The following is a 22371-nucleotide window of genomic DNA, read 5'->3' on the forward strand; positions in this document are numbered from 1 at the left end:
CTAGCCGAGCTCGCGCGTGCGTCCGTACGCCTCGGGCTCCTCGGCCATGATCTTGGCTCGGGCCCTGACCCGATAGCGCCAGATCTGGACCAGGCCCAACAGCCACAGGACGTACTGGAACGACATCGCCCAGCGGAACGCCGACGGTGTGTAGGCGGTCGACGACCCGGGAGTCCGCCAGTCGAGGATCACGCCGATCGCCACGACCAGGACGAGGCTCGCGACGAACCCGGCCTGGTTGACGATCGCCGTCGCGCTGCCGAGTCGGTCCGCCGGATTGGACGTACGCGCGAGGTCGAAGCCGATCATCGACGCCGGGCCGCCGACGCCCATCACCACGACCAGCAGCACCAGGATCGCGATCGGCGCGGGTCCCCGCCAGGCCAGCACGACGGTCCAGACCACGACGATCACACCGATGATGCCCAGCACGATCGTGGAGCGCTGCCAGGGATGACGCGTGATCGCCCAGCCGAGCACGGGCCCGGCCGACATCACCGCCACGACCATCAGCGTGAGGAGCAGGCCGGCGACATGGTCGGACCGGCCCTCGCCGCGTACGAAGAACGGATAGCCCCAGAGCAGCCCGAACGTCGTGGCGCTGAACTGCGTCGTGAAGTGCATCCAGAACCCGAGGCGGGTGCCGGGCTGTGCCCACGACGCACCGAGGCTCCGGCGCATTCCGCTGAGCGACAGGGCTGCACCGCTGAGCGACCGCGCGGCCGGGGCATCGCGCACGAAGGTCAGCAGTGCGAGGGTCAGCACGACCCCGAGCGAAGCGGCGATGAGATAGGACCTGGTCCAGCCGAGCTCACGCAACGCGACCGTCATCGGCACCGCCGCGATGATCGCGCCGAGCTGGCCCGTGACACCGGTCAGCTGAGTCATCAACGGGACCCGCCGCGGGGCGAACCAGGTGTTGACCAGCCGCAGGACGCAGATGAACGTCATCGCGTCGCCGACGCCGACGAAGATCCGCGCGACGAGCGCCCAGGCGTACGTGTCGGCGAACGCGAACCCGGCCTGAGCGAGCGTCAGCGTGATGGCACCCGTCAGCAGCACGCGTCGCGGCCCGAAGCGGTCGACCAGCAGGCCGACCGGGATCTGCATGCCGGCATAGACCAGCAGCTGCAGCATCGTGAACGTCGCCAGCTGCGCCGCCGAGATGTCGAACCGATCGGTCGCGGCGAGCCCGGCAACAGCCAGCGAGGACCGGTGGAACACCGCCAGGAGATAGACCAGCAGGGCGACGACCCACACCGCGTACGCGCCGGGATGGCGGGTCTCGGCAGGCTGGCTCACCGATCCAGTCTAGGGTCGCCGCCTGGGCTCGCCGCCGCGGTTGTGCGACGGTGGACACCATGCCGAGCTCCTCGCTGACCCTCGTCGACTGGCGCCGCCGCGTCAACGAGATGTACGCCGACGTGCGTGCCGACAGTGACCATGCGGGCGGGCATGCGCGATGGCGCGCGGCCCGCGACGCGCTGTTCCGCACCCACCCGCAGACCCCGCTGCTGGACGACGACCCGTTGCGCGAGACCGGGCTGCCCTACTGGCCGTACGATCCGGCGCTGCGGTTCGATGCCCCGCTGCTGCCGGTTGAGCAGGCCGAGCCACGGCTCGTCGACGCTGGTGGCGACGGCACGATCACCATGAACCTCATCGGCCGGGTCGAGCTCCCCGATCCTGTCGGCGGCAGCCTCGACGTGTGGTGGCTGCACCAGTACGGCGGCGGGATCTTCATCCCCCTGCGGGACGGCACGTCGGGCGACGGCAGCTACGGCGGCGGGCGCTACCTGCTCGACACGGCCAAGGGGTCGTGGCTGGGTGGCGACGCGGACTCGATGACGCTCGACCTCAACTACGCCTATCACCCGTCATGCCGCTACAACCCGCGCTGGCAGTGCCCGCTGGCTCCTCCCGGCAACACGATCACGGCGCGGGTCGAGGCCGGCGAGCGGCTCTAGGCAGGCGAAAACCGGGTGCCGGACCCTGAGCCTGGTCCAGCACCCGGTCGGCACGCGTCAGGCCGAGATCGACGACTGCTCGGACGTGCTGTTGAGGATGTCGATCTTGCGCGGCTTGGCGCGCTCGCTCACCGGGATCACGACGCTGAGGACGCCGTTGTCGTAGTGCGCCGAGATCCCTTCGGTGTCGATGCCGTCTCCCAGGGTGAACTGGCGGACATAGCTGCCGTATGGACGTTCCCTGGCCAGCCACTTGGCGCCCTCGTGTGACGCCGGCGTGCGTTCGGCCCTGATGGTCAGCATGTGCCCGTCGAGATCGACGTCCACCGATCCGGGGTCGATGCCCGGCATGTCGGCGGCGAGGACGTAGCGATCACCTTCGCGGAACAGGTCGACCGGCATCAGCCTTGTCGACCGCGAGGAGAGCTGAGAGAACAGGCGATCGAAGTCGCTGAAGGGCTCAAGGGACATGTTCATCATCGAGGATCTCCTTTCGCAAACTTGAGTCCATCGGACTCAACTCTTTACGAGAGAAAATTAGATCGAGATCCGCCGTCGATCAAGACCCAGAATCTGAAAAATTGCTGAAAAATTCGCTGCGGTTGCAGGTGTTTCCTCAGTACGTCAACGCGAGCGCGGGATTGCCCAGAATCGCAGCTACATCGGCGAGGAAGCGCGATCCCTGCTCGCCGTCGACGACCCGGTGATCGAAGCTCAGCGCCAGCGTCGTGACCCAGCGGGCGACGATCTCGTCGTCGTCGCCGACCCACGGCCGCTTGTTGATCGCGCCGACCGCCAGGATCCCGGCCTCGCCCGGGTTGAGGATCGGCGTGCCGGCATCGATGCCGAAGACGCCGATGTTGGTGATCGTGAACGACCCACCGGACATCTGCGCCGGCTGGGTCTTGCCCTCGCGCGCTGTCGCGATGAGCTCGCCGAACGCCTGGGCTAGCTCCGGCAGCGTCATCGAGTCGGCACCGACGATGTTGGGCACGACGAGTCCGCGCGGCGTGGCCGCGGCGATGCCAAGGTTGACCGAGCCCTTCAGCACGATCTCCTGGGCCGCGTCGTCCCACGTCGAGTTGAGCTCGGGCGTGCGCCGCATCGCCAGGCACACAGCCCGCGCCACGATCAGCAGCGGCGAGATGCGCACACCGGCGAACCGGTCGTCGGTCTTGAGCTGCGCCACGAGCTCCATGGTCTTCGAGACGTCGAGGGTGACCCACTCGGTGACGTGGGGCGCGGTGAACGCTGAGGCGACCATGGCCTCCGCCGTCATCTTGCGCACACCCTTGATCGGGATCCGCTGGTCCTCACCGGAGGTGGACGGCTGCTGTGGTTTCGAGACGCTCCCCCTGCTCGCAGAGCTCGCGGGGGTGCCCCCAGTCCCTCGCTCCTCAACCACCGAGTTGTCACGCAGGCCGGCGAACGCCTCGACATCGGCGCGGGTGATGATGTCGCCCGAGGCCGGAACGGAGTCGAGATCGATGCCGAGGTCCTTGGCAAGCTTGCGCACCGGCGGCTTGGCGAGCGCACGGATCGAGCGCTGCGGCACCTTCTCCGTGTCGACCGAGGCCACGGCCCCCTTGCGGGCGCGGCGCTTGGTCGAGGTGGTGCGGGGACCGTAGCCGACGAGGACGGACTGCCGCTCCTCCTTGCCTGCTGCCGGCGTCGCTGGTGCGGCCTCAGGGACGGGATCGGGAACCAGGTCGCGGGCGGCGGCGAACTGACCCGCGGTCATCGCGTGCGGCATCTTCGCAGGAGCCGGAGTCGACGGGGGCGCGGCCTCCGCGGGCGGAGCCTCCGCAGACGGCGCGGCCGCTGCCGGCTCGTCGGCGGACGTGATCCGGATGATCGGCGTGCCGACATCGACAGTCTGGCCCTCATCGACCAGCAGCGCCTCGACCGTGCCTTCGTACGGACTGGGCAGCTCGACGATCGACTTGGCGGTCTCGATGTCGACGATGATGTCGTTGACCTTGATGACGTCGCCGACCGACACCTTCCAGCTGACGATCTCAGCCTCGGTCAGACCCTCGCCAACGTCGGGCAGCTTGAATTCACTCATCAAAGACTCCTAGTACGCCAGGGAACGGTCGACCGCTTCGAGCACGCGGTCGAGCCCGGGCAGGAACTCTTCCTCGATGCGGCTCGGCGGGTAGGGCAGGTCATAACCCGTGACCCGGATGACCGGAGCCTCGAGGGAGTAGAAGCACTTCTCGGTGATGCGCGCCGAGATCTCTGCGCCGAGCCCGAGGGTCTGGGCCGCCTCGTGCACGACCACTGCGTGACCGGTCCGGCGTACGGACTCGAAGACCGGGTCGAGGTCGAGCGGCGAGAGCGTCCGGAGGTCGATGACCTCGAGGCTCGTGCCCTCCTCGGCAGCGGCGTCGGCCGACTCGAGGCACGTCTTGACCATCGGCCCGTACGTGATGAGGGTCGCGTCGGTGCCCTCGCGGATGACGCGGGAGGCGTGCAGCGGCAAGGGCTCGGAGTCGAGGTCGACCTCGCCCTGGTCCCAGTAGCGGCGCTTGGGCTCCATGAAGACGATCGGGTCATCGCTCGCGATCGCCTGCTGGATCATCCAGTAGGCGTCGTTGGCGTTGGCGCACGACACGACCTTGAGGCCGGCGGTGAGGGCGAACTGCGCCTCCGGGCTCTCGGAGTGGTGCTCGACCGCGCCGATGCCACCGCCGAACGGGATGCGGATGACGATCGGCATCTTCACCCGGCCCTTGCTGCGGAAGTGCAGCTTGGCGACCTGGCTGACGATCTGGTCATAGGCCGGGTAGACGAAACCGTCGAACTGGATCTCGAGGACCGGGCGGTAGCCGCGCATCGCGAGGCCGACAGCCGTACCGACGATGCCGCTCTCGGCCAGCGGCGCGTCGATGACCCGGCTCTCGCCGAAGTCCTTCTGCAGCCCGTCGGTGATGCGGAAGACGCCGCCGAGCTTGCCGACGTCCTCACCCATGATCAGGACCTTGTCGTCGGCCTCCATCGCGGCGCGCAGGCCGGCGTTGAGGCCCTTGCCGAGCGGCATCTTGGTGGTCATGCCGTCACCTCCGTGAAAGAACCACCGTACGGAGGCGCCGGCATGACAGCCCCATTCTTCACTCGCTGGCGCTCGCTCATGACTCGCTCCCCTCAGGCTCGAGGCTGTCTCGGTAGGCGACGTACTGCGCCTTCTGCTCGGCGAGCTCATCCGATCCGTCGACGTAGACGTGGTCGAACAAGGCCGCCAGGTCGGGCTCCGGCAGCGCCTTGCAGGTCTCGCGCAGGTGCTTGCCCAGCTCCTCGGCCTCGGTGTCGAGATCATCGAAGAACTCCTGCGGTGTGCCCTGCGTCAGGAGGTATCGCTTGACCCGCTCGATGGGGTCCTTGAGCTTCCAGGTCTCGACCTCCGCACTGTCGCGATAGCGGCTCGGGTCGTCCGAGGTCGTGTGGGCGCCCATGCGATAGGTGTAGGCCTCGATGAGGCTCGGGCCCTCGCCGTTGCGCGCCTTCTGCATCGCCGCAGTCGTGACCGCGTGGCAGGCGAGGACGTCGTTGCCGTCGACCCGGATGCCGCTGAAGCCGAAGCCACCGGCGCGCTGGGCGATCGGTCCGCGGGTGTTGTGGTCGGTCGAGGCCGAGATGGCGTACTGGTTGTTCTGGCAGAAGAAGACGACCGGCGCGTTGAACACCGCGGCCCAGTCGAATGCCTCGTTGACGTCGCCCTGGCTCGTCGCGCCGTCGCCGAAGTAGGCGATGACGGCGGCGTCGCGCTCGGGGTCGTTGCGGCCGACCTCGCCGTCGAGCGTCAGGCCCATCGCGTAGCCGGTCGCGTGAAGCGTCTGGGCGCCGATGACGATGCTGTAGAGGGCGAAGCCGTGCTCGGCCGGGTCCCAGCCACCGAGCTCGACGCCGCGGAACAGGCCGAGGAGGAGCGCCGGGTCGACGCCGCGGCACAGCGCGACGCCGTGCTCGCGATAGGTGGGGAACGCGAAGTCCTGCGGGAGGAGTGCGCGACCGGAGCCGATCTGGGCGGCTTCCTGGCCCAGGGCGGGTGCCCAGAGACCGAGCTCACCGTGGCGCTGGAGGGCGTGGGCCTCGAAGTCGATGCGCCGGCTCAGGACCAGGTCCCGGAACAGGGCGCGGATGCTGTCGTCGTCCCCGTCGTACGAGAAGTCCGCGTGGGAGACTCGTTCTCCCTCGGGGGTCAGGAGCTGGACGAGCGGAAATGCTCCAGCTGGATCGTCCGCAACGTACGCGTCGGGCATGGTGGCGCTCATGCGTCTCCCTCAATCGATCGGTCTACGGGATTGCCGCTCCGATGTCGAAGATGCGAGGCACCGTTGTCACATGGGTGGTGGACGGCGGTGGACTCACACGAACGTGACTGGCATCACGTCTCAACCCACCGTATCCCGGCAAGGACCGCCTGACAAAACAACGCCACGATCAGCTGATCGTGGCGCCGCGCGACGGCACTAGTGCTCCTTGCGCCAGGCTGCGGCACGGTCGAGGAACGTGAGATTGACCGGCGGACTGCCGATGCTGACGCGCACGCCGTCGCCGGCAAACGGACGGACCGAGACGGGGTCGCACCACGCGGCGAAGTCCATCGCGTCGTCGCCGAGCGGCAGCCACACGAAGTTGGCCTGCGTCTCCGGCAGCTCCCATCCCTGGTCACGCAAGGCCTCGACCATCGCATCGCGCTCCTGCACGATGGCCTCGACCCGCTCGGCAAGCGCATCGGCCGAGTCGAGCGAGGCGACTGCAGCGGCCTGGGAGAGATCAGTGACGGCGAACGGTGGGCTCGCCTTGCGGATCGCCTCGGCGACCTGGGGTCGGGCGATCGCGTAGCCGACACGCAACCCGGCGAGACCGTACGCCTTGGAGAACGTGCGCAGCACGACGACGTTGTCGTGGGCGGCGAGGGCGGCGAGTCCGTCGGCCGCATCGGGATCGCGGATGAACTCGACGTACGCCTCGTCGACCACGACGAGCACGCGCTCCGGCACCGTGGCCAGGAAGCGGTCGAGCTCGGCGGCCTTGACGACGGGACCCGTGGGGTTGTTCGGGGTGCAGACGAGCACCACGCGGGTGCGGTCCGTGACGGCGGCCGCCATCGCGTCGAGGTCGTGGGTGGCATCGGGCCGCAGCGGCACGCGTACGGTCGTCGCTCCGGTCAGGTCAGCGGCGATGGGATAGGCCTCGAACGACCGCCACGCGTAGATGACCTCGTCGCCGGCCTCGAGGTGGGCGTTGAGCAGGGCGTACAGCACCGCCACCGAGCCAGTGCTCGCGGCAAAGTGGTCCGGCGAGAGCCCGAACCTGGCCGACAGCGCGTCGTAGAGAGCGGTCGTCCCGGCGTCGGGATAGCGGTTGATCCGGCCGAGCTCGACAGCCGCGCGCTCCATGACACCCGGGAGCGGGTCGTAGGGGTTCTCGTTGCTCGAGAGCTTGTGGTCCTCGCTCGCAGCCGGCTTACCCGGCCGGTAGACCGGGATGTCGTCGAGCGCCCGGCGGGCACGGGGAATCGTCATGCCTTGAGGGTAATACCTGACCGTTCGGTCAGGTGAGTTGCTCCCTCAGGGCGGGCAAGATCTCAGCGCGTGCGGCGTCGAGGTATGCCTCCTGCTGCTCGCCACCGATCTGCACCAGAGCGACGTCGGTGAAGCCGGCATCGACGAACGGCTTGACGGCCTTGACGATCGCGTCCACGTCGGAGCCGCACGGGATCTGCTCGGCGACGTCCTCCGGGCGTACGAACTGCGATGCAGCCGCGAAGCCCGACGGACCCGGCAGCTCGGCGTTGACCTTCCAGCCACCCGCGAACCACCGGAACTGCTCGTGGGCTCGCGTGCGCGCTGCGTCCACGTCGGTGTCCCAGCAGATCGGCAGCTGACCAACCTTGCGGGCCGGCGTGGCGGCTCGGGTCTTGGCGTCGAACGCCGGTCCGAGCTCCGGGTCCGGCTCGACCGCGATCATGACGTCGGCCCGCGGTGCACTGACGTCGATCGACTGCTCACCGCTAACGGCAACGCCGATCGGCACCCTCGTGTCGGGCAGGTCCCACAGCTTGGCGGAGTCGACCCGGTAGTGCTCGCCGGTGTAGTTGACGTACTCCCCGTCGAACAGCGCGTTGATGATGTCGAGGGCCTCTGCGAAGCGCTCGTGTCGTACGTTGACCGGCGGCCAGCCCGCACCGATGACGTGCTCGTTGAGGTTCTCTCCGGCACCCAGGCCCAGCGTGAACCGCCCTTCGCTGAGCAGGCCGACGGTCGCGGCCTGCTGCGCAATCACGGCGGGGTGATAGCGGGCGACGGGACTCGTCACGTACGTCATCAGCTCGATCGACCCAGTCGCCTGAGCCACGGCGCCGAGCGTCGGCCACGCGTTGGGGCTGTGGCCCTGCTCGTCGAGCCACGGGTTGAAGTGGTCGCTCATGACGGCGAGCTCGAAGCCGGCCTCCTCTGCGGCGACGGCATCGCGTACGAGCGAGCGCGGGGCGGACTGTTCGCACATCAGGGTGTATCCGAATCTGGTCATGTCTCGCTCGTACCCAACGCCCGCGAACGAACACACCCGGGGTCGCTGACATGATCGAGCGCGTGACCACTCGCAACGCGAAGCTCGGCTACGCGCTGATCGTCACCGCTGCCGTCCTGTTCGGTCTCAACGGGGGCCTCTCACGTGTCGCGATGGGATCCGGGCTGAGCCCCGAGCTGTTCACGACCGTGCGCATCACCGGCGCGACCCTGGTGTTCGTCGCGTACGCCGCGTGCTTCCGCCGCTCGGCGCTCGTACGTCCCAAGGGCAGCGCCATGCTGCTCGTCATCGCACTCGGCCTGGTCGGCCTCGCGGTCCTGCAGCTGACGTACAACGTCGCGATCGACCGCTTGCCGCTCGGCATCGCCCTGCTGATCGAGTACCTCGCGCCGGTACTCGTCGTGCTCTGGGTGCGGTTCGTGCGCAAAGAGCCCGTGCGGGGCCGGATGTGGTTCGCGGTCGGGCTCGCCGTCACCGGTCTGGCGCTGGTCAGCCGCGTGTGGAACGGCCTGACGTTCGACGGGCTCGGCGTGATCATGGCCCTGCTCGCCGCCGTGAGCTTCGCGACATACTTCCTGCTCGGTGAGCACAACGTCGGAGTCGACGACCCGCTGCGCGTCATCCTGTGGGCCTTCGTCGCGGCAACCGTGGCGATGAACCTGGTCGAGCCGATCTGGACCATGCCCTCACTCGAAGGGTCGACCTCGCTACTCGGCCGGCTCGAGGACCACTCCGCCAATCCGTGGCTCGTCATCGGGCTCATCGTCGTGCTGGGCACGGTCGCCCCGTTCTTCCTCGGACTGCTCGCGCTCCGGCATCTGCCGGCGACGATCGTCACGGTCATCGCGATGCTCGAGCCGGTCATCGCGAACGTCCTTGGTTGGGCCTGGTTCCGTGAGTCGCTGACACCCGTGCAGGTGCTCGGCGCCGTCGCGGTGCTCGCGGGCATCGTGCTGGCCCAGACCTCGCGCAAGATCGAGACCGTGCTGCCGCAGCCCTAGCGTCGGCGGTTTACCACGTTCTCCTGGTAAACCGTCAGTTCACCAGGCAAATCTCCCCGGAGAAGTCGCTCGTTGCCCGGTGAAGTGCCACCAGACCGCCACAAGCCCTAGCGTCGGCGGTTGGCGGGTCCATCAGTGCAACAATCGGGCCATGCCCAAGTTCGTGACTGCATGGATCCTCAGCGGGCTCGCCCTCGCTGCCGCCGCCGGCCTGCTCGGCGACCACATGGACATCGGTGAGTCCGATGACTCCACGACCGAGCGCATCGTCGCGATCGCGCTGGTCGCGCTGGTCTTCACGGGGGTCAACGCGTTCGTCGCCCCGGTCATCAAGACGCTGTCGCTGCCGTTCATCATCATCACGCTGGGCTTCGCTCTCCTGGTGATCAACGCCCTGCTGCTCCTGCTGACCGAATGGATCACCGACAAGTTCGGCGTCGCATTCCACGTCGACGGCTTCTGGTGGGCGGTGCTCGGCTCGATCGTCATCTCGATCGTCAACGCGGTGCTCGGCGGTTTCACGAGCAAGAGCGCGCACTCGGCACGGTGAGCTACCGCATCGCCCTGGTCTGTCTCGGCAACATCTGCCGTTCGCCGATGGCTCACGTCGTCCTCGAGGACCGGCTGGCCCGCGCGGGCCTCGACGACCGGGTCGAGGTGGCGTCGTCCGGCACGGGTGACTGGCATGTCGGGCACCCGATGGACCCCCGGGCAGCGGCAACGCTGTCGGCTGCGGGCTACGACCCGACCAGGCACCGGGCGCGTACGTTCTCGCCTGACTGGTACGCCGAGAACGACCTGCTACTGACGATGGACGAGAGCAACTATGCCGACGTCGTGGACCACGCACCGACGGTCGAGCAGGTCCAGCAGGTCCGCATGTTCCGGGAGTTCGACCCCGAGGCGTCCGACGGCGACACCGAGGTGCCCGACCCCTACTACGGGGGCGACGACGGATTCGCAGAGGTCCTCGCGATGATCGAGCGCACGACCGACGAGCTCGTCGCCCGCCTGCCAGACCTCATAGACCGCTGAACGTACGGTCCTCCACGGGGTAACGTCATGCTCATGGCACGCATGGCAGGAACCGCCGCCCGGGCGGAAACACTCCTTGGCCTCGGTGTCGTCTCCACCACTCCGGTCGCCGGCGGTGACATCTGTACGTCGACCCGGCTCCGGCTCACCGACGGCCGCGGCGCCATCATCAAGACCCGGCCGCACCCGCCCGAAGGCTTCTTCGAGCGCGAGGCCGAGGGACTGCGCTGGCTGCGCGAGGCCGATGGAGCCCACGTGCCCCGCGTGCTCGCGGTCGCCGATGACTGCCTCGTCCTCGACTGGATCGAGCCCGGCAAGCCCACCACCGACGTCGCCGAGCGGTTCGGCCGCGCCCTCGCCGAGACGCACCAGGCCGGCGCCAAGACCTTCGGTGGTGCCGCCGACGGGTTCGTCGGACTCGCGCCGCTGCCTAACCGCTCACTGCCGACCTGGCCGGAGTTCTTCGCGTCCCGCCGCGTCATGCCGTACGTACGCGCGGCCGTCGACCGCCAGGCGCTGACGGCCGAGGAGGCCGCAACGATCGAGGCGGCGATGCGGCGCATCCACGACTTCGCGGGACCCGAGGAGCCGCCGGCCCGGATCCACGGCGACCTGTGGTCAGGCAACATCGTCTGGGGCTCTGACGGCAATGTCTGGCTCATCGACCCGGCGGCACACGGCGGTCACCGCGAGACCGACCTGGCGATGCTGTCGCTGTTCGGCGCTCCCCATCTCCAGCGCATCCTCGATGCCTACGCCGAGGCGGCGCCGCTCGCCGACGGTTGGCACGACCGCCTGCCGCTGCACCAGCTGCACCCGCTGCTGGTGCACGCGACGCTGTTCGGCGGGACGTACGGTCCACGTGCCGCGGCAGCGGCGCAGGGTCTTCTGGATGGCAAGAGCTCGTAGTTCAGCCAAGTCTCAGGGATTCGGGGCACACTGATGGCCATGCGCATCCTTGTCGTCGACGATGACCGTGCTGTGCGCGACTCACTGCGACGGTCCCTCGAGTTCAACGGCTACTCCGTCGAGCTGGCCTCCGACGGCGCCGAGGCACTGGCGCGTGTCCCCCAGATCAACCCCGACGCGATCATCATGGACGTCATGATGCCCCGGCTCGACGGGCTGGAGGCGACGCGTGCGCTTCGGGGCGCCGGCAACGACGTGCCGATCCTCGTGCTCACGGCCCGCGACGCCGTGTCCGACCGGGTCGACGGTCTCGATGCCGGCGCGGACGACTACCTGACCAAGCCGTTCGCCCTCGAAGAGCTTCTCGCGCGCGTACGTTCGCTGCTGCGTCGCTCGAGTCGCGCCGCGGCCGTCGAGCCGGACGAAGCGCCACTGACGTTCGCCGACCTCTCGCTCGACCCGGTGACCCGCGACGTCAAACGTGGCGAGCGCTCGCTGTCCCTCACACGTACCGAGTTCGCCCTGCTCGAGCTGTTCCTCCAGCGCCCCAAGCGGGTGCTCGAGCGCTCCTTCATCCTCGAGGAGGTCTGGGGCTTCGACTTCCCGACCACCGCGAACTCCCTCGAGGTGTATGTCGGCTACGTCCGCCGCAAGCTCGAAGCCGAGGGCGAGCCGCGGCTGCTCCACACCGTGCGTGGCGTCGGATACGTCCTGCGCGAGACTCCTCCGTGATCGGCGTCCTGCACCGCGGGCTGCAGCCGTTCACCCAGCGGATGTCGCTCGCCCTGCGGGTCGCGGTGCTCACGACGATGGCCGTTGCGGCGACGCTCGGCGTCGTCAGCGCGATCGTGTTCGTCGTCGTCCGAGCGGAGTTCGAGAGCTCGCTCGATGAGTCGATGCTGCGTCGCGCGCACGCGGCGGTCGACGCCGGACTGGCGAAGCCGCAGAACTTCACCCAGCTCGATCCCCGGCTGCAACGCATCGCCGATGTCCGGATCTTTGTCGTCAACAGCGGCGAGCTGTTCTCACCCACCGCCGCGGTCAACGAGCTGACCGAGCCGTTCAAGAGCTTTCACGAGGTCGAGGTGTCGATCGGCGAGGCGTCTGAGTCGATGCGCACCGTGCGTGTCCAGGGCACGCCCTACCGTGTCGTCGCGGTCCAGGCCGACAGCGGCACGGCCCTCGTCATGACGCAGTCGATGGAGTCGATCGACTTCGCTCTCAGGCGGCTCAAGGTCATCCTGCTGCTGTGCAGCGCTGCCGGCGTCGCCCTCGCCGGCATCGCGGGCTGGGCCGTCGCCGCCAACGGCCTGCGTCCGGTGCGGCGACTGACCGCGGCAACCGAGCGCGTCGCGCGTACGTCCGAGCTCACCCCGATCGCGGTCACGGGCCACGACGAGCTTGCTCGGCTGACGACGTCTTTCAACGCGATGCTCCAGGCGCTCGACGCCTCGCAGACCCGGCAACGCCAGCTCGTGGCCGACGCGGGACATGAGCTACGAACCCCACTCACGAGCCTGCGCACCAACATCGAGCTGATCGGTCAGGCCGCCGACAACGCCGAGCGCTCGCTGACGGACGATCAGCGCCACGAGATCATGGGCGACGTCCGGTCACAGCTCGAGGAGCTCACGACACTGGTCGGCGACCTCGTCGAGCTCGCGCGCGACGAGCCGATGACGCGCGACCCCGAGCCGCTGGACCTCGCCGACGTCGTCACCCAGGCCGTCGACCGCGTACGCATGCGTGCGCACAACGTCACGTTCGACTTCGAGCTGGAGCCGTGGATGGTGTTCGGCGAGCCTCAGCTGCTCGAACGCGCCGTCACGAACCTGTTGGACAACGCAGCGAAGTGGAGCCCGCCGGAGGGCGCTGTCCACGTACGCCTCGCGGACGGCGACCTGACCGTCACCGACGAAGGACCGGGCATCGACCCGGCGGACCTGCCGCACATCTTCGATCGCTTCTACCGCTCGAGCGAGGCACGTACGCTGCCCGGCTCGGGGCTTGGCCTGTCGATCGTCCGGCGAGCCGCGGAACGACATGGTGGGACGGTCGACGTCGAGTCGCCCGCCGGTGGTGGCACGACCTTCACGCTGTCGTTGCCGAGCTCTGACCAACCCTGACCTGCGGGTTTCTTCGATCGCTCACACGCCGCTCTTAGATCCGTCTCAGCGATGCGCGAGAATGTACTTCCATGACCGATACGAACGACCCGTTCGCCGAACGCCCCTACGTCCCCCCGGCGGAGCGCGACGACACCGGTGAGGCCAAGCCCGCCTCCTCCGAGCCCGAAGCGGACGCGGCTCCGGCCGAGCAAACCCCCGACCCCGAGCCCGAGGCGGAGGCGCCCACGGTCGAGGCGCCGGCGGCCCAGCGCGAACCCGACTCCGATCCCGACTCCGAGCCGACGATCCCGGTCGCACCTGTGGCGGCGTCGTCCGAGCCCGAGACCGTCGAGCAGCCGGCCGCCACCACGTCGGACCCGCCGGCACCCGCGCCGGTGCCGCCCGCCGAGACCTACACCCACCGCTATGCGGACGCCCCTTCTGCGGCTTCGTCTGGGGACACCCAGACCGACTCGCTCCCGCCGTTCGCCGAGCCGACCGTCGCGTTCCCGGCGCCCGGCGGCGACGGCCCTGAAGAGCCTCCGGCGAAGAAGAAGCGGCGCACCGGTCGTGTCCTCGCCGGCGCGCTGGCCCTGATCCTGCTGGCCGGCGGTGCGGGCTTCGCCGGCGCCTGGCTGCAGGACAAGTCCCAGGACGACAGCGACGACAACGGCACGACAGTCAGCTCGCTCGACTCCGACAAGGCCACCAACACGAACGTCCCGGCCGGCGCGGTCGAGCAGGTCGCCAAGAAGGTCCTCCCTTCGGTTGTCCAGATCAACGTCAAGGGTGATGAGGAGTCCGGCTCCGGCACGGGCATCATCATCAGCAGCGACGGCCAGATCCTGACCAACAACCACGTCACCTCCGTGGCCGGCAAGGACGGCCTCATCACGGTGGCGTTCAACGACGGCTCGCACGCCAAGGCGGAGGTCGTCGGCGCTGATCCCAAGACCGATCTCGCCGTCATCAAGGCCGACGACAAGTCCGGACTGACCCCGGCGACGCTCGGCAGCTCCAAGGATCTCGAGGTCGGCCAGGAGGTCGTCGCGATCGGCTCGCCGTTCGGCCTCGAGAGCACCGTGACGCAAGGCATCATCTCGGCGCTCAACCGCCCGGTGACCTCGTCGGACGGCAGCAGCGACCCCGGTGCCTCCAACACCTTCCCGGCGATCCAGACCGACGCGGCGATCAACCCCGGCAACTCCGGTGGCCCGCTCGTCGACATCGACGGCAACGTGATCGGCATCAACTCGGCGATCAAGGCCTCCGGCACCGGCGAGGGCGGCTCGATCGGCCTCGGCTTCGCGATCCCGATCGACCTGGCCAAGAACGTGTCCAAGCACCTGGTCAAGGGCGAGAAGGTCGAGCACGCTCAGATTGGCGTCACGGTCAAGGCCGCCGTCTCGAGCGACGGCATCACCGGCACCGGCGCCGAGATCGCCGACGTCACCGCTGGTGGCGCCGGCGACAAGGCAGGCCTCAAGAAGGGCGACATCATCACCGCGGTCAACGGTGACCTGGTCGCCAGCAACGACGCCCTCGTCGCATCGGTGCGCGGGTTCCAGCCGGGCGAGAAGATCACGCTGACCTACACGCGCGACGGCACGCAGCACGACACCGAGGTCACGCTCGGTTCCGACGGCGGCGCCGGCAGCTGAGCTCAGCGCAACGGCCCGAGACCGGGCGCCATCCCGTACGGGATGGCGCCCGCCACATGTTCGGCTGGATCATGCGCGAGGATGGCCGATTTTCGCTCGTGAACTGTCACTGCCCGTCACTACCGTGGAGGGGTGAAGACCGACCGTGATCTGTCCTTCCCGGCGATGCTCGTCACCGTCGTCCTCTGGGCCTCCGCATTCGTCGGCATCCGCGCCGTCGGCGACACGTTCTCGCCGGGATCCCTCTCCCTCGGCCGTCTGGTCGTCGGCGCGATCGCCCTCACGTTCTTCGCACGACCCCGCACCACGTCGCTGCCGACGGGCCGCCCTCTCCTGTTGGTCGTGCTCTACGGCGTCGTGTGGTTCGGCGCCTACAACATCGCGCTCAACGCCGCCGAGCGCGATCTCGACGCCGGCACCACGGCCCTGATCGTCAACGTCGGTCCGATCTTCGCCGCCGTCATCGCCGGCATCCTCTACAAGGAGGGGTTCCCCAAGCCCCTCATGATCGGCATGGGCATCGCATTCGGCGGCGTCGCGCTGATCGCCCTCAGCACCGACAGCGACTCCACCGCCGTCGACACCGCCAGCACGACCGGCGTCATCCTGTGCGTCGCCGCCGCCGCGTTCTACGCGTTCGGCGCGCTGGCGCAGAAGCCCGCGCTCAAGTACATGCAGCCCATCATGTCGGTGTGGCTCGGCTGCATCGTCGGCGTCGTGGTGTGCCTGCCGTTCGCGCCGGCGTTGATCGAAGAGCTCAGTGGAGCGTCCCTGCACGACATCCTCTGGCTGACCTACCTCGGTGTGTTCCCCACGGCGATCGGCTTCAGCACCTGGTCCTACGCGCTCAAGCGGATCTCGACCGGCAAGGCGGCCTCGACGACCTATCTCGTGCCGGCCGTCGCGACGCTGATCTCCTGGGCGATCCTCGACGAGGTCCCCGCCGCCCTCGCGTTCGTCGGCGGCGCCCTGTGCCTCATCGGCGTCGCGATCACCCGGCTCAAGTCGACACCCAAGGCCGCGCCCGTCGACGAGCAGGCGCGCGCCAGCTGAGCCACGCTCAACCACCGTGGGAATGCGTGGGTGCCGCTCCGTAGCCTGTCACCCGTGACCACCATCGAGCGCGCCAAGCTGGCCGTCGCCGCAGTCTTCGTCCTCAACGGCCTCGCGTTCGCCTCATGGGTCTCGCGGGTCCCGGCGATCAGGGACGGCCTCGACCTGACCCCGGGCCGCGTCGGACTGCTGCTGCTCTGCCTGTCCACCGGCACGGCGATCGCACTCCCTGTGTCCGGCGCCGTCGTGTCGCGCATCGGGCCGGCGCGAACCATCCTCCTCACGTCGCTGCTGGGAATCGTCGGTTTCGTCGTGATGGCAGCGGGGCTCGCGGCCGCTGCCGTCCCCCTCGTCGGGGCCGGCATGCTTGTCTACGGCATGGGCACCTCCGCCTGGGACGTCGCGATGAATGTCGAGGCGGCCGACGTCGAGCGACGCCTCGACCGCATCCTCATGCCCCGCTTCCATGCGGGCTTCAGCGCCGGGACGGTGATCGGCGCCCTCGTCGGGGCTGGCTGCGCCCGGCTCGACATCGGCCTGCCGGCGCAACTGGTCGGCACCGCCGTCGTGTTGCTTGCGACGGTGCCGGTGGCCGTCCGGAACTTCACTCCGGTCGAGATCGAGGATCCAGGCGCCGAACCCTCCCCAAGCGTGCTGACCGCCTGGCGGGAGCCGCACACCCTGATGATCGGGCTCGTCGTGCTCGCCTTCGCTCTGAGTGAGGGCATCGCCAACGACTGGGTGGCGTTGGCGCTCGTCGACGGCTACGACGCCGGGCAAGCCCTGGCTGCGGCCGGGTTCGCCGTGTTCGTCACCGCCATGACGCTGGGCCGGATCTTCGGCGGATCTTTCGTCGAGCGGCTCGGGCGCGTCACCACGCTGCGCATCACCGGTGTCCTGGTGGCACTCGGGGTCGCCGGCGTGGTCTGGTCCCCGGGTCTGCCGGGTGCTCTGGCGGGAGCTGCGCTCTGGGGCGTCGGGGCGTCCCTCGGATTCCCGCTCGGCATGAGTGCGGCCGCCGACGACGAACGCCGTTCGGCCGGACGGGTGGCGGTGGTGAGCTCGATCGGCTACACCGCATTCCTCGGTGGTCCACCGCTCGTCGGGCTTCTGGCCGACAGCGTCGGCGTGCACCAGGCCATCGTGGTGGGGGCGGTGGCCGGACTGGCCGGCGCCCTCGTGGCCCGGGCCACCGCTCAGCAGCGGGTGCCCGCGGCTCCCAGGGACTGAACTCGTGAAAGCTCCCAGGTCGCGTCTGACCAACACAGTCAGCTGAGCTCAGGCTCCGCCGAGCTCCGTCACGCTAGCGGTCGCGAGCTTCCTCGAGCTGGACCACACTGGGGGCATGAGGATCGGGGGCTGAGGTGGGCATTCACTGGTGGGCATTCGTCGGCGTTGTCGTGATCGCGTACGCCATCCCGGGGCCCGACTTCGCAGTGATCCTCCGCTCGGCGACGCGCGGCTGGCGCACCGGCATGGCCGCAGCGTCCGGCGCCCTGACCGGCTTGTGCGTGCACATGGTCGTCGCAGCTGTCGGGCTCTCGATGCTCCTTGCCCGCTCTCCTGAGGCCTTGGCAACGATCCGCTGGGCCGGCGCAGGCTACCTCGTGTGGCTCGGAATCAACCTCGTCCGTTCGAGCTTCCGGGCCGACCAAAGCACTGAGCTCCCGCGAGACGTGTCCACCGCGAGAGCCTTCACCCAGGCGATGCTGACCAACTTGCTCAACCCCAAGGCCATCTTGTTCTTCGCCTCGGTGATCCCGCAGTTCGTCGTGCCCGGAACCTCCACCACCGTCCAGGTGCTTGCCCTCGGAATAGTAGATGTCATGACCGGCCTGTGCTTCTACGCCCTGCTCGTCGCGACCGCGGCCGGCCTGAGCGCCTGGTTCTCGCGCCCAGCCGTCCGCCGCCGGTGGGACCGCGCCACCGGAGGCGTGTTGACCGGCCTCGGCGTCACCCTCGCGACCACCAAGCTCTGACCCCAGCCCCCGTGAGCGTGACGTTTGCGTCGGGGGTCCACGGCGATTCGCGACCCGAACGTCACTCCCAGCGGGGAGTTGTCGGTCAGGAGAGGGCGAGGTCGACGGCAGCTTGCACGTGCAGGAGCGTCGTGGGGAACGCGGGGACGTGGAGGTGGGACTGGTCGATGAGCAGCTCGATCTCGGTGCAGCCGAGGATGATGCCCTCAGCGCCTGCAGCGATGAGGCGCTCGACGACCTCGAGATAGAAGGCCCGCGACTCATCGCGTACGACATTCAGGCACAGCTCGTCGTAGATGATCTCGCTGATCCGGCGCCGGTCGTCCTCCGAGGGCACGAGAACATCGATGCCGTGGGACGCGACCCGGTCACGGTAGAACGCCTCGTTCATCGTGAACGCCGTGCCGAGCAACCCCACACGGCTGACTCCTGCTGCCGTGATCGCAGCCGCGGTCGTGTCGGCGATGTGCACGAACGGGACGGTCACCGCTGCCTCGATCGGCGCCGCGACGTGGTGCATCGTGTTGGTGCAGAGCACGACCAGCTCGGCGCCGGCAGCCTCGAGACGTGAAGCGGCGGCCGCCAGGCGTACGCCGATCTGGTCCCACCTGTCCGCGAGCTTGAGCTCCTCGATCTCGGCGAAGTCGACCGACTCCAGCAGGATCTTGGCCGAGTGCAGGCCGCCGAGCCTGGCGGCGACCTCCTCGTTGGCGAGCCGGTAGTACTCGGCCGTGCTGACCCAGCTCATGCCGCCGATCAGCCCGACCGTGCGCATCAGCCGATCAGATCCGTGACGAGGTCGCGCAGGATGCCGAAGCCGTTCTGCGTGAGGATCGACTCGGCGTGGAACTGGACGCCGCGGTAGTGCGGGCCGGCGACCAGGTGGATGTCGCCGGACTCCGGATCGGTCTCGACCGAGACGCCCTCAGGCAGCCCCGACGCCGGTACGCGCGCGACGAACGTGTTGTAGAAGCCGACCGTCTCGGGGCGGCCCAACACCGACAACCGGCTCTGCGTGCCTTGGAAGACGATGTCCTTGAACACCAGGTCGAGGCCGATGTTGTGGCTCAGCACCTGGTGACCGAGGCACACCGCGAGGAACGGCCGCTGCGTCTCGAGCAGTCCCGTGACCACGCCGTGCATCGTTGCCATCTTGGTGTCGGCGAGGTCACGAGGGTCACCAGGACCGGGGCCGACGACGACGAGGTCGTAGCCGTCGAGGTCACCCTCGGCGTAGACGTCATGGCGCACGATGTCGGTCGTCATGCCGAGCACGCCGAAGACGTGGGACAGCATGTTGACGAAGTCGTCCTCGCCGTCGACGATCACGACCCGCTTGCCGGTCAGCGTCGGCACCGGCGCGGCGCCAGACTGGTCCGTCAGCCAGAACTGGCTGAGTCGCTGGTTGCGCGAGCCCAGCGCGATCAGGACCTCGTCCTCACGGGTGAATGCGTCGAACCCCTCGACCGGCTCGGGTGCCGCGTCGACGAGTCCGAAGGCGCTGAGGATCCCGGACGCCTTGGCCCAGGTCTCCTTTGTCTCGTACATCGCATCGGAGTCGCGGACGAGGGTCGCGCCGGCGGTGACCTTGAGGTTGCCCTCGAGGTCGACGTCAGCCGTACGGATGAGGATCGGTGCGTCGGCGCGGGGCGTGCCGTTGTCGTCCCGGCCGACCAGCGCAGCCACGGCGGCGTAGTAGCCACGGCCCTCGGGCTCGTACTTCTTGATGAGCCGGCACGCGTTCTCGACGGGGCTGCCGGTGACCGTGGCGGCGAACATCGAGTCGCGCAGCACCTCGCGTACGTCGCGGTTGGTGCGGCCGGCGAGGAGGTACTCGGTGTGCACGAGGTGCGTCATCGGCTTGAGGTAGGGCCCCAGCACGAGCCCGCCTTCGTGGCAGATGTCGCACATCATCTTGAGCTCCTCGTCGACGACCATGAAGAGCTCGTAGATCTCCTTCTCGTCCTTGAGGAAGCGCAGCAGCTCGCGCTTGCGGTCGGCGTGCGTCTCGAGGCCGCGCATGCGGAACGTGCCGCTGATGGGGTTCATCCGGACCTGGCCGTCCTCGACGCTGACGTGCCGCTCGGGACTCGCGCCGATCAGGTAGCGGTCACCCGTGAAGATGCAGAACGTCCAGAACGCGCCCCGCTCGCGCTCGAGCAGCCGGCGGAACACCGTCAGCGCGCCGTCATGACCCCAGTCGGCGACCTGGGCGCGGTAGTGCCGGCCGATCACGAGGTTGGCGCCCTCGCCCTGGCCGATCTCCTCGTCGATGATCGTGCGCACCATACCGGCGTACGCCTCGTCGGTCGACTCGAATCCACCGCGGTCGGCGAACTCGATCGGTGCGTCCGGCAGCAGGCCGAGGAGCTCGTCGATCGGCACTTCGGCGCTGTAGGCCGCCTCGATCGCGGTCAGAGGCGTGCCGTCCTGGTGCGCCTCGAAGCCGCGCTCGCGGACCTGGGCGTACGGGACCAGCACGACGTGATTCCAGGCTCGATCGCTCCCGGGGACCAGCGGGATGTCCGCGAGCTTGTCGAGGTCCGTGCGGGGACCGCCGATGAGCGTCACGGTGTCGGAGTCACGCACGCGGATCAGTGCGAACGCCGGCTGGGCGAGGAGTTCATCGAGCTGGGTCATGAAGGTTCCTTGAAGAAGTCTCGGCCGGCCAAGACAAGAAATGCCCAGAGCCGGCCATGAGGCGGTCTGGGCAAGAGTCGACAGTCCACCTACAGGTGGAGCCACCAGCTGGAGTGCTGAACTGTCATGGCAGGAGCCTAGCGCAGCCCCTCTCGCCGTCGGACGCCATGGCCTCGGCGATACCGTCTGACCATGAGCCCGGAGCTGGACATCGACGTCGACCTGATCCGGCGCGACCTCGCCCAGATCGTCAACATCCCCAGCGTCGGCGGGTCCGACGCCGAGGTGGCGGTCCAGCGATGGTGCGCCGCGACGCTGACGGGTCTCGGCATGGAGGTCGACCAGTGGAATCTCGACCTCGACGGCCTTCGTGCCAGCGAGGACTATCCCGGTGAGGAGGTCGACCGTGAGGAGGCCCTGGGCTGCGTCGGGGTCTCAGGTCCCGGCACACCGGCACTGATCCTCAACGGCCACGTCGACGTCGTGCCGCCGGGCGACCCCGACACCTGGACCAACAGCGATCCGTGGCTCGTTCGGGAGGTCAACGACCATTGGTACGGCCGTGGGGTCTGCGACATGAAGGGCGGCGTCGTGGCCATCATCGCCGCCGCACGCGCCGTCAAGGACATTGAGCTCGCCCGCCCCTTCGCCGTGCACACCGTGATCGGCGAGGAGGACGGCGGCCTCGGCACCTACGCGACGCTGCGACGCGGCCACGTCGGCGAGGCCTGTGTCATCGCAGAGCCCACCGACGGCCAGGTTGTCGCCGCCAACGCCGGATCACTGACCTTTCGGATCGAGGTCGTGGGCCGGGCGACCCACGGGTCGATGCGGGCGACCGGACACAGCGCCATCACCGCCTTCGAGCTGCTGCATCGCGCGCTCGCGGAGCTCGAGACCGTACGCAACGCGGCTCCGCCGTACCCGTTCGGCGAGCTGCCCTGGCCGATCAGCGTCGGCATCATCCACGCCGGCGACTGGGCCAGCACCGTCCCCGACCTGCTCGTCGCCGAGGGACGCTACGGAGTCATGCCCGGAGAGTCGTTCACCGCCGCCAAGGCCGCATTCGAGAACGCGCTCGCCACGGCTGCGGCGGTCGACCCGTGGCTTGCGGACAACCCCCCCACCGTCACCTGGCCGGGAGGGCACTTCGCCGCCGGCCGACTGCCCGAGGGGCATCCGTTCGGCGCGCAGGTCGTCGACGCCGTCATCGCCACGGGCGAGCCGCGCCCGCACCTGACGGGAGCGCCGTACGGCTCCGACCTGCGGCAGTACGCCACCCATGACATCCCGACGGTGCAGTACGGACCCGGCCGGATCGCCAACGCCCACGCCGTCGACGAGCACGTGGCCATCGACGAGGTCATCACCTGCGCCCGCGCGTACGCCGAGCTGATCCTCGCCCGCTGCCGTTAGGGCGTGTCTCCCAATTGGCGGTCGAGCAGGTCGCGTGGCATCCGCGCCCGTCTGACAAGGCAGAG

General features: G+C 68.8%; 21 protein-coding genes. 12 read left to right on the top strand and 9 right to left on the bottom strand.

All coding sequences use genetic code 11. The annotated features are described in order from the left end of the window. Positions 1 to 1302, bottom strand: a complete 1302-nt coding sequence (locus AC1DVU_RS03905) for an MFS transporter (protein WP_476921111.1) — start codon at positions 1300 to 1302, stop codon at positions 1 to 3. 59 nt (positions 1303 to 1361) lie between these two features. Between AC1DVU_RS03905 and AC1DVU_RS03910 the strand changes: the two genes are divergently transcribed. Continuing rightward, positions 1362 to 1967 carry a DUF1684 domain-containing protein gene (locus AC1DVU_RS03910; protein WP_476921112.1) on the top strand — a complete coding sequence of 202 codons (606 nt, stop codon included), beginning with the start codon at positions 1362 to 1364 and terminating at the stop codon, positions 1965 to 1967. A gap of 57 nt (positions 1968 to 2024) precedes the next feature. Here AC1DVU_RS03910 and AC1DVU_RS03915 read toward each other — a convergent pair whose 3' ends face one another. From AC1DVU_RS03915 to AC1DVU_RS03940, 6 genes are all read right to left on the bottom strand, one after another. Continuing rightward, positions 2025 to 2447 carry an Hsp20/alpha crystallin family protein gene (locus AC1DVU_RS03915; RefSeq protein ID WP_476921113.1) on the bottom strand — a complete coding sequence of 141 codons (423 nt, stop codon included), beginning with the start codon at positions 2445 to 2447 and terminating at the stop codon, positions 2025 to 2027. A 136-nt stretch (positions 2448 to 2583) separates the two neighbouring features. Next, a complete protein-coding gene (locus tag AC1DVU_RS03920; RefSeq protein WP_476921114.1) occupies positions 2584 to 4035 on the bottom strand; it encodes a dihydrolipoamide acetyltransferase family protein in 1452 nt (483 codons plus the stop codon). A gap of 9 nt (positions 4036 to 4044) precedes the next feature. Then, positions 4045 to 5022, bottom strand: coding sequence for an alpha-ketoacid dehydrogenase subunit beta (locus tag AC1DVU_RS03925; protein WP_476921115.1), 978 nt, complete (start codon positions 5020 to 5022; stop codon positions 4045 to 4047). Positions 5023 to 5098: 76 nt separating this feature from the next. Next, positions 5099 to 6241, bottom strand: a complete 1143-nt coding sequence (gene pdhA, locus AC1DVU_RS03930; protein ID WP_476921116.1) for a pyruvate dehydrogenase (acetyl-transferring) E1 component subunit alpha — start codon at positions 6239 to 6241, stop codon at positions 5099 to 5101. A gap of 198 nt (positions 6242 to 6439) precedes the next feature. After that, entirely contained in the window at positions 6440 to 7498 is a 1059-nt protein-coding gene (locus AC1DVU_RS03935; protein WP_476921117.1) for a histidinol-phosphate transaminase, read from the bottom strand. A 28-nt stretch (positions 7499 to 7526) separates the two neighbouring features. Beyond that, positions 7527 to 8504 (bottom strand): TIGR03557 family F420-dependent LLM class oxidoreductase, encoded by a 978-nt coding sequence (locus AC1DVU_RS03940; RefSeq protein WP_476921118.1) that lies wholly within the window; start codon positions 8502 to 8504, stop codon positions 7527 to 7529. A gap of 62 nt (positions 8505 to 8566) precedes the next feature. On the opposite strand from AC1DVU_RS03940, the gene AC1DVU_RS03945 reads away from it, so the two are divergent. The 10 genes from AC1DVU_RS03945 to AC1DVU_RS03990 all read left to right on the top strand — a co-directional run bounded on the left by AC1DVU_RS03945 (position 8567) and on the right by AC1DVU_RS03990 (position 18250). Further along, a complete protein-coding gene (locus AC1DVU_RS03945; protein ID WP_476921119.1) occupies positions 8567 to 9505 on the top strand; it encodes an EamA family transporter in 939 nt (312 codons plus the stop codon). 151 nt (positions 9506 to 9656) lie between these two features. After that, positions 9657 to 10055, top strand: coding sequence for a phage holin family protein (locus tag AC1DVU_RS03950; protein ID WP_476921120.1), 399 nt, complete (start codon positions 9657 to 9659; stop codon positions 10053 to 10055). Continuing rightward, a complete protein-coding gene (locus AC1DVU_RS03955; RefSeq protein ID WP_476921121.1) occupies positions 10052 to 10540 on the top strand; it encodes a low molecular weight protein-tyrosine-phosphatase in 489 nt (162 codons plus the stop codon). Before AC1DVU_RS03950 ends, AC1DVU_RS03955 begins: the two co-directional genes overlap by 4 nt. A 33-nt stretch (positions 10541 to 10573) precedes the next feature. After that, positions 10574 to 11449, top strand: coding sequence for a fructosamine kinase family protein (locus AC1DVU_RS03960; protein ID WP_476921122.1), 876 nt, complete (start codon positions 10574 to 10576; stop codon positions 11447 to 11449). A 39-nt stretch (positions 11450 to 11488) separates the two neighbouring features. Continuing rightward, positions 11489 to 12181 carry a response regulator transcription factor gene (locus AC1DVU_RS03965; RefSeq protein ID WP_476921123.1) on the top strand — a complete coding sequence of 231 codons (693 nt, stop codon included), beginning with the start codon at positions 11489 to 11491 and terminating at the stop codon, positions 12179 to 12181. Continuing rightward, positions 12178 to 13575, top strand: coding sequence for a sensor histidine kinase (locus AC1DVU_RS03970; protein ID WP_476921124.1), 1398 nt, complete (start codon positions 12178 to 12180; stop codon positions 13573 to 13575). Before AC1DVU_RS03965 ends, AC1DVU_RS03970 begins: the two co-directional genes overlap by 4 nt. A gap of 71 nt (positions 13576 to 13646) precedes the next feature. Then, positions 13647 to 15218 (top strand): S1C family serine protease, encoded by a 1572-nt coding sequence (locus AC1DVU_RS03975; protein WP_476921125.1) that lies wholly within the window; start codon positions 13647 to 13649, stop codon positions 15216 to 15218. 132 nt (positions 15219 to 15350) lie between these two features. Continuing rightward, the gene (locus AC1DVU_RS03980; RefSeq protein WP_476921126.1) at positions 15351 to 16271 is read left to right on the top strand and encodes a DMT family transporter; all 921 of its coding nucleotides are present in this window, start codon (positions 15351 to 15353) and stop codon (positions 16269 to 16271) included. Positions 16272 to 16325: 54 nt separating this feature from the next. After that, complete coding sequence (locus AC1DVU_RS03985; protein WP_476921127.1) at positions 16326 to 17501, top strand: MFS transporter; 1176 nt, start codon at positions 16326 to 16328, stop codon at positions 17499 to 17501. Positions 17502 to 17635: 134 nt separating this feature from the next. Beyond that, complete coding sequence (locus AC1DVU_RS03990) at positions 17636 to 18250, top strand: LysE family translocator (RefSeq protein WP_476921128.1); 615 nt, start codon at positions 17636 to 17638, stop codon at positions 18248 to 18250. 85 nt (positions 18251 to 18335) lie between these two features. On the opposite strand, the gene AC1DVU_RS03995 is transcribed toward AC1DVU_RS03990, so the two are convergent. Beyond that, on the bottom strand, positions 18336 to 19025 hold the full coding sequence (locus tag AC1DVU_RS03995; protein ID WP_476921129.1) for an aspartate/glutamate racemase family protein: 690 nt from the start codon (positions 19023 to 19025) through the stop codon (positions 18336 to 18338). Beyond that, positions 19025 to 20890 (bottom strand): anthranilate synthase family protein, encoded by a 1866-nt coding sequence (locus tag AC1DVU_RS04000; protein ID WP_476921130.1) that lies wholly within the window; start codon positions 20888 to 20890, stop codon positions 19025 to 19027. Before AC1DVU_RS04000 ends, AC1DVU_RS03995 begins: the two co-directional genes overlap by 1 nt. A 192-nt stretch (positions 20891 to 21082) precedes the next feature. Between AC1DVU_RS04000 and AC1DVU_RS04005 the strand changes: the two genes are divergently transcribed. Further along, positions 21083 to 22306, top strand: a complete 1224-nt coding sequence (locus tag AC1DVU_RS04005; protein WP_476921131.1) for an ArgE/DapE family deacylase — start codon at positions 21083 to 21085, stop codon at positions 22304 to 22306. Positions 22307 to 22371: the final 65 nt, after the last annotated feature.

The organism is Aeromicrobium sp. P2_G6 (assembly GCF_056403535.1).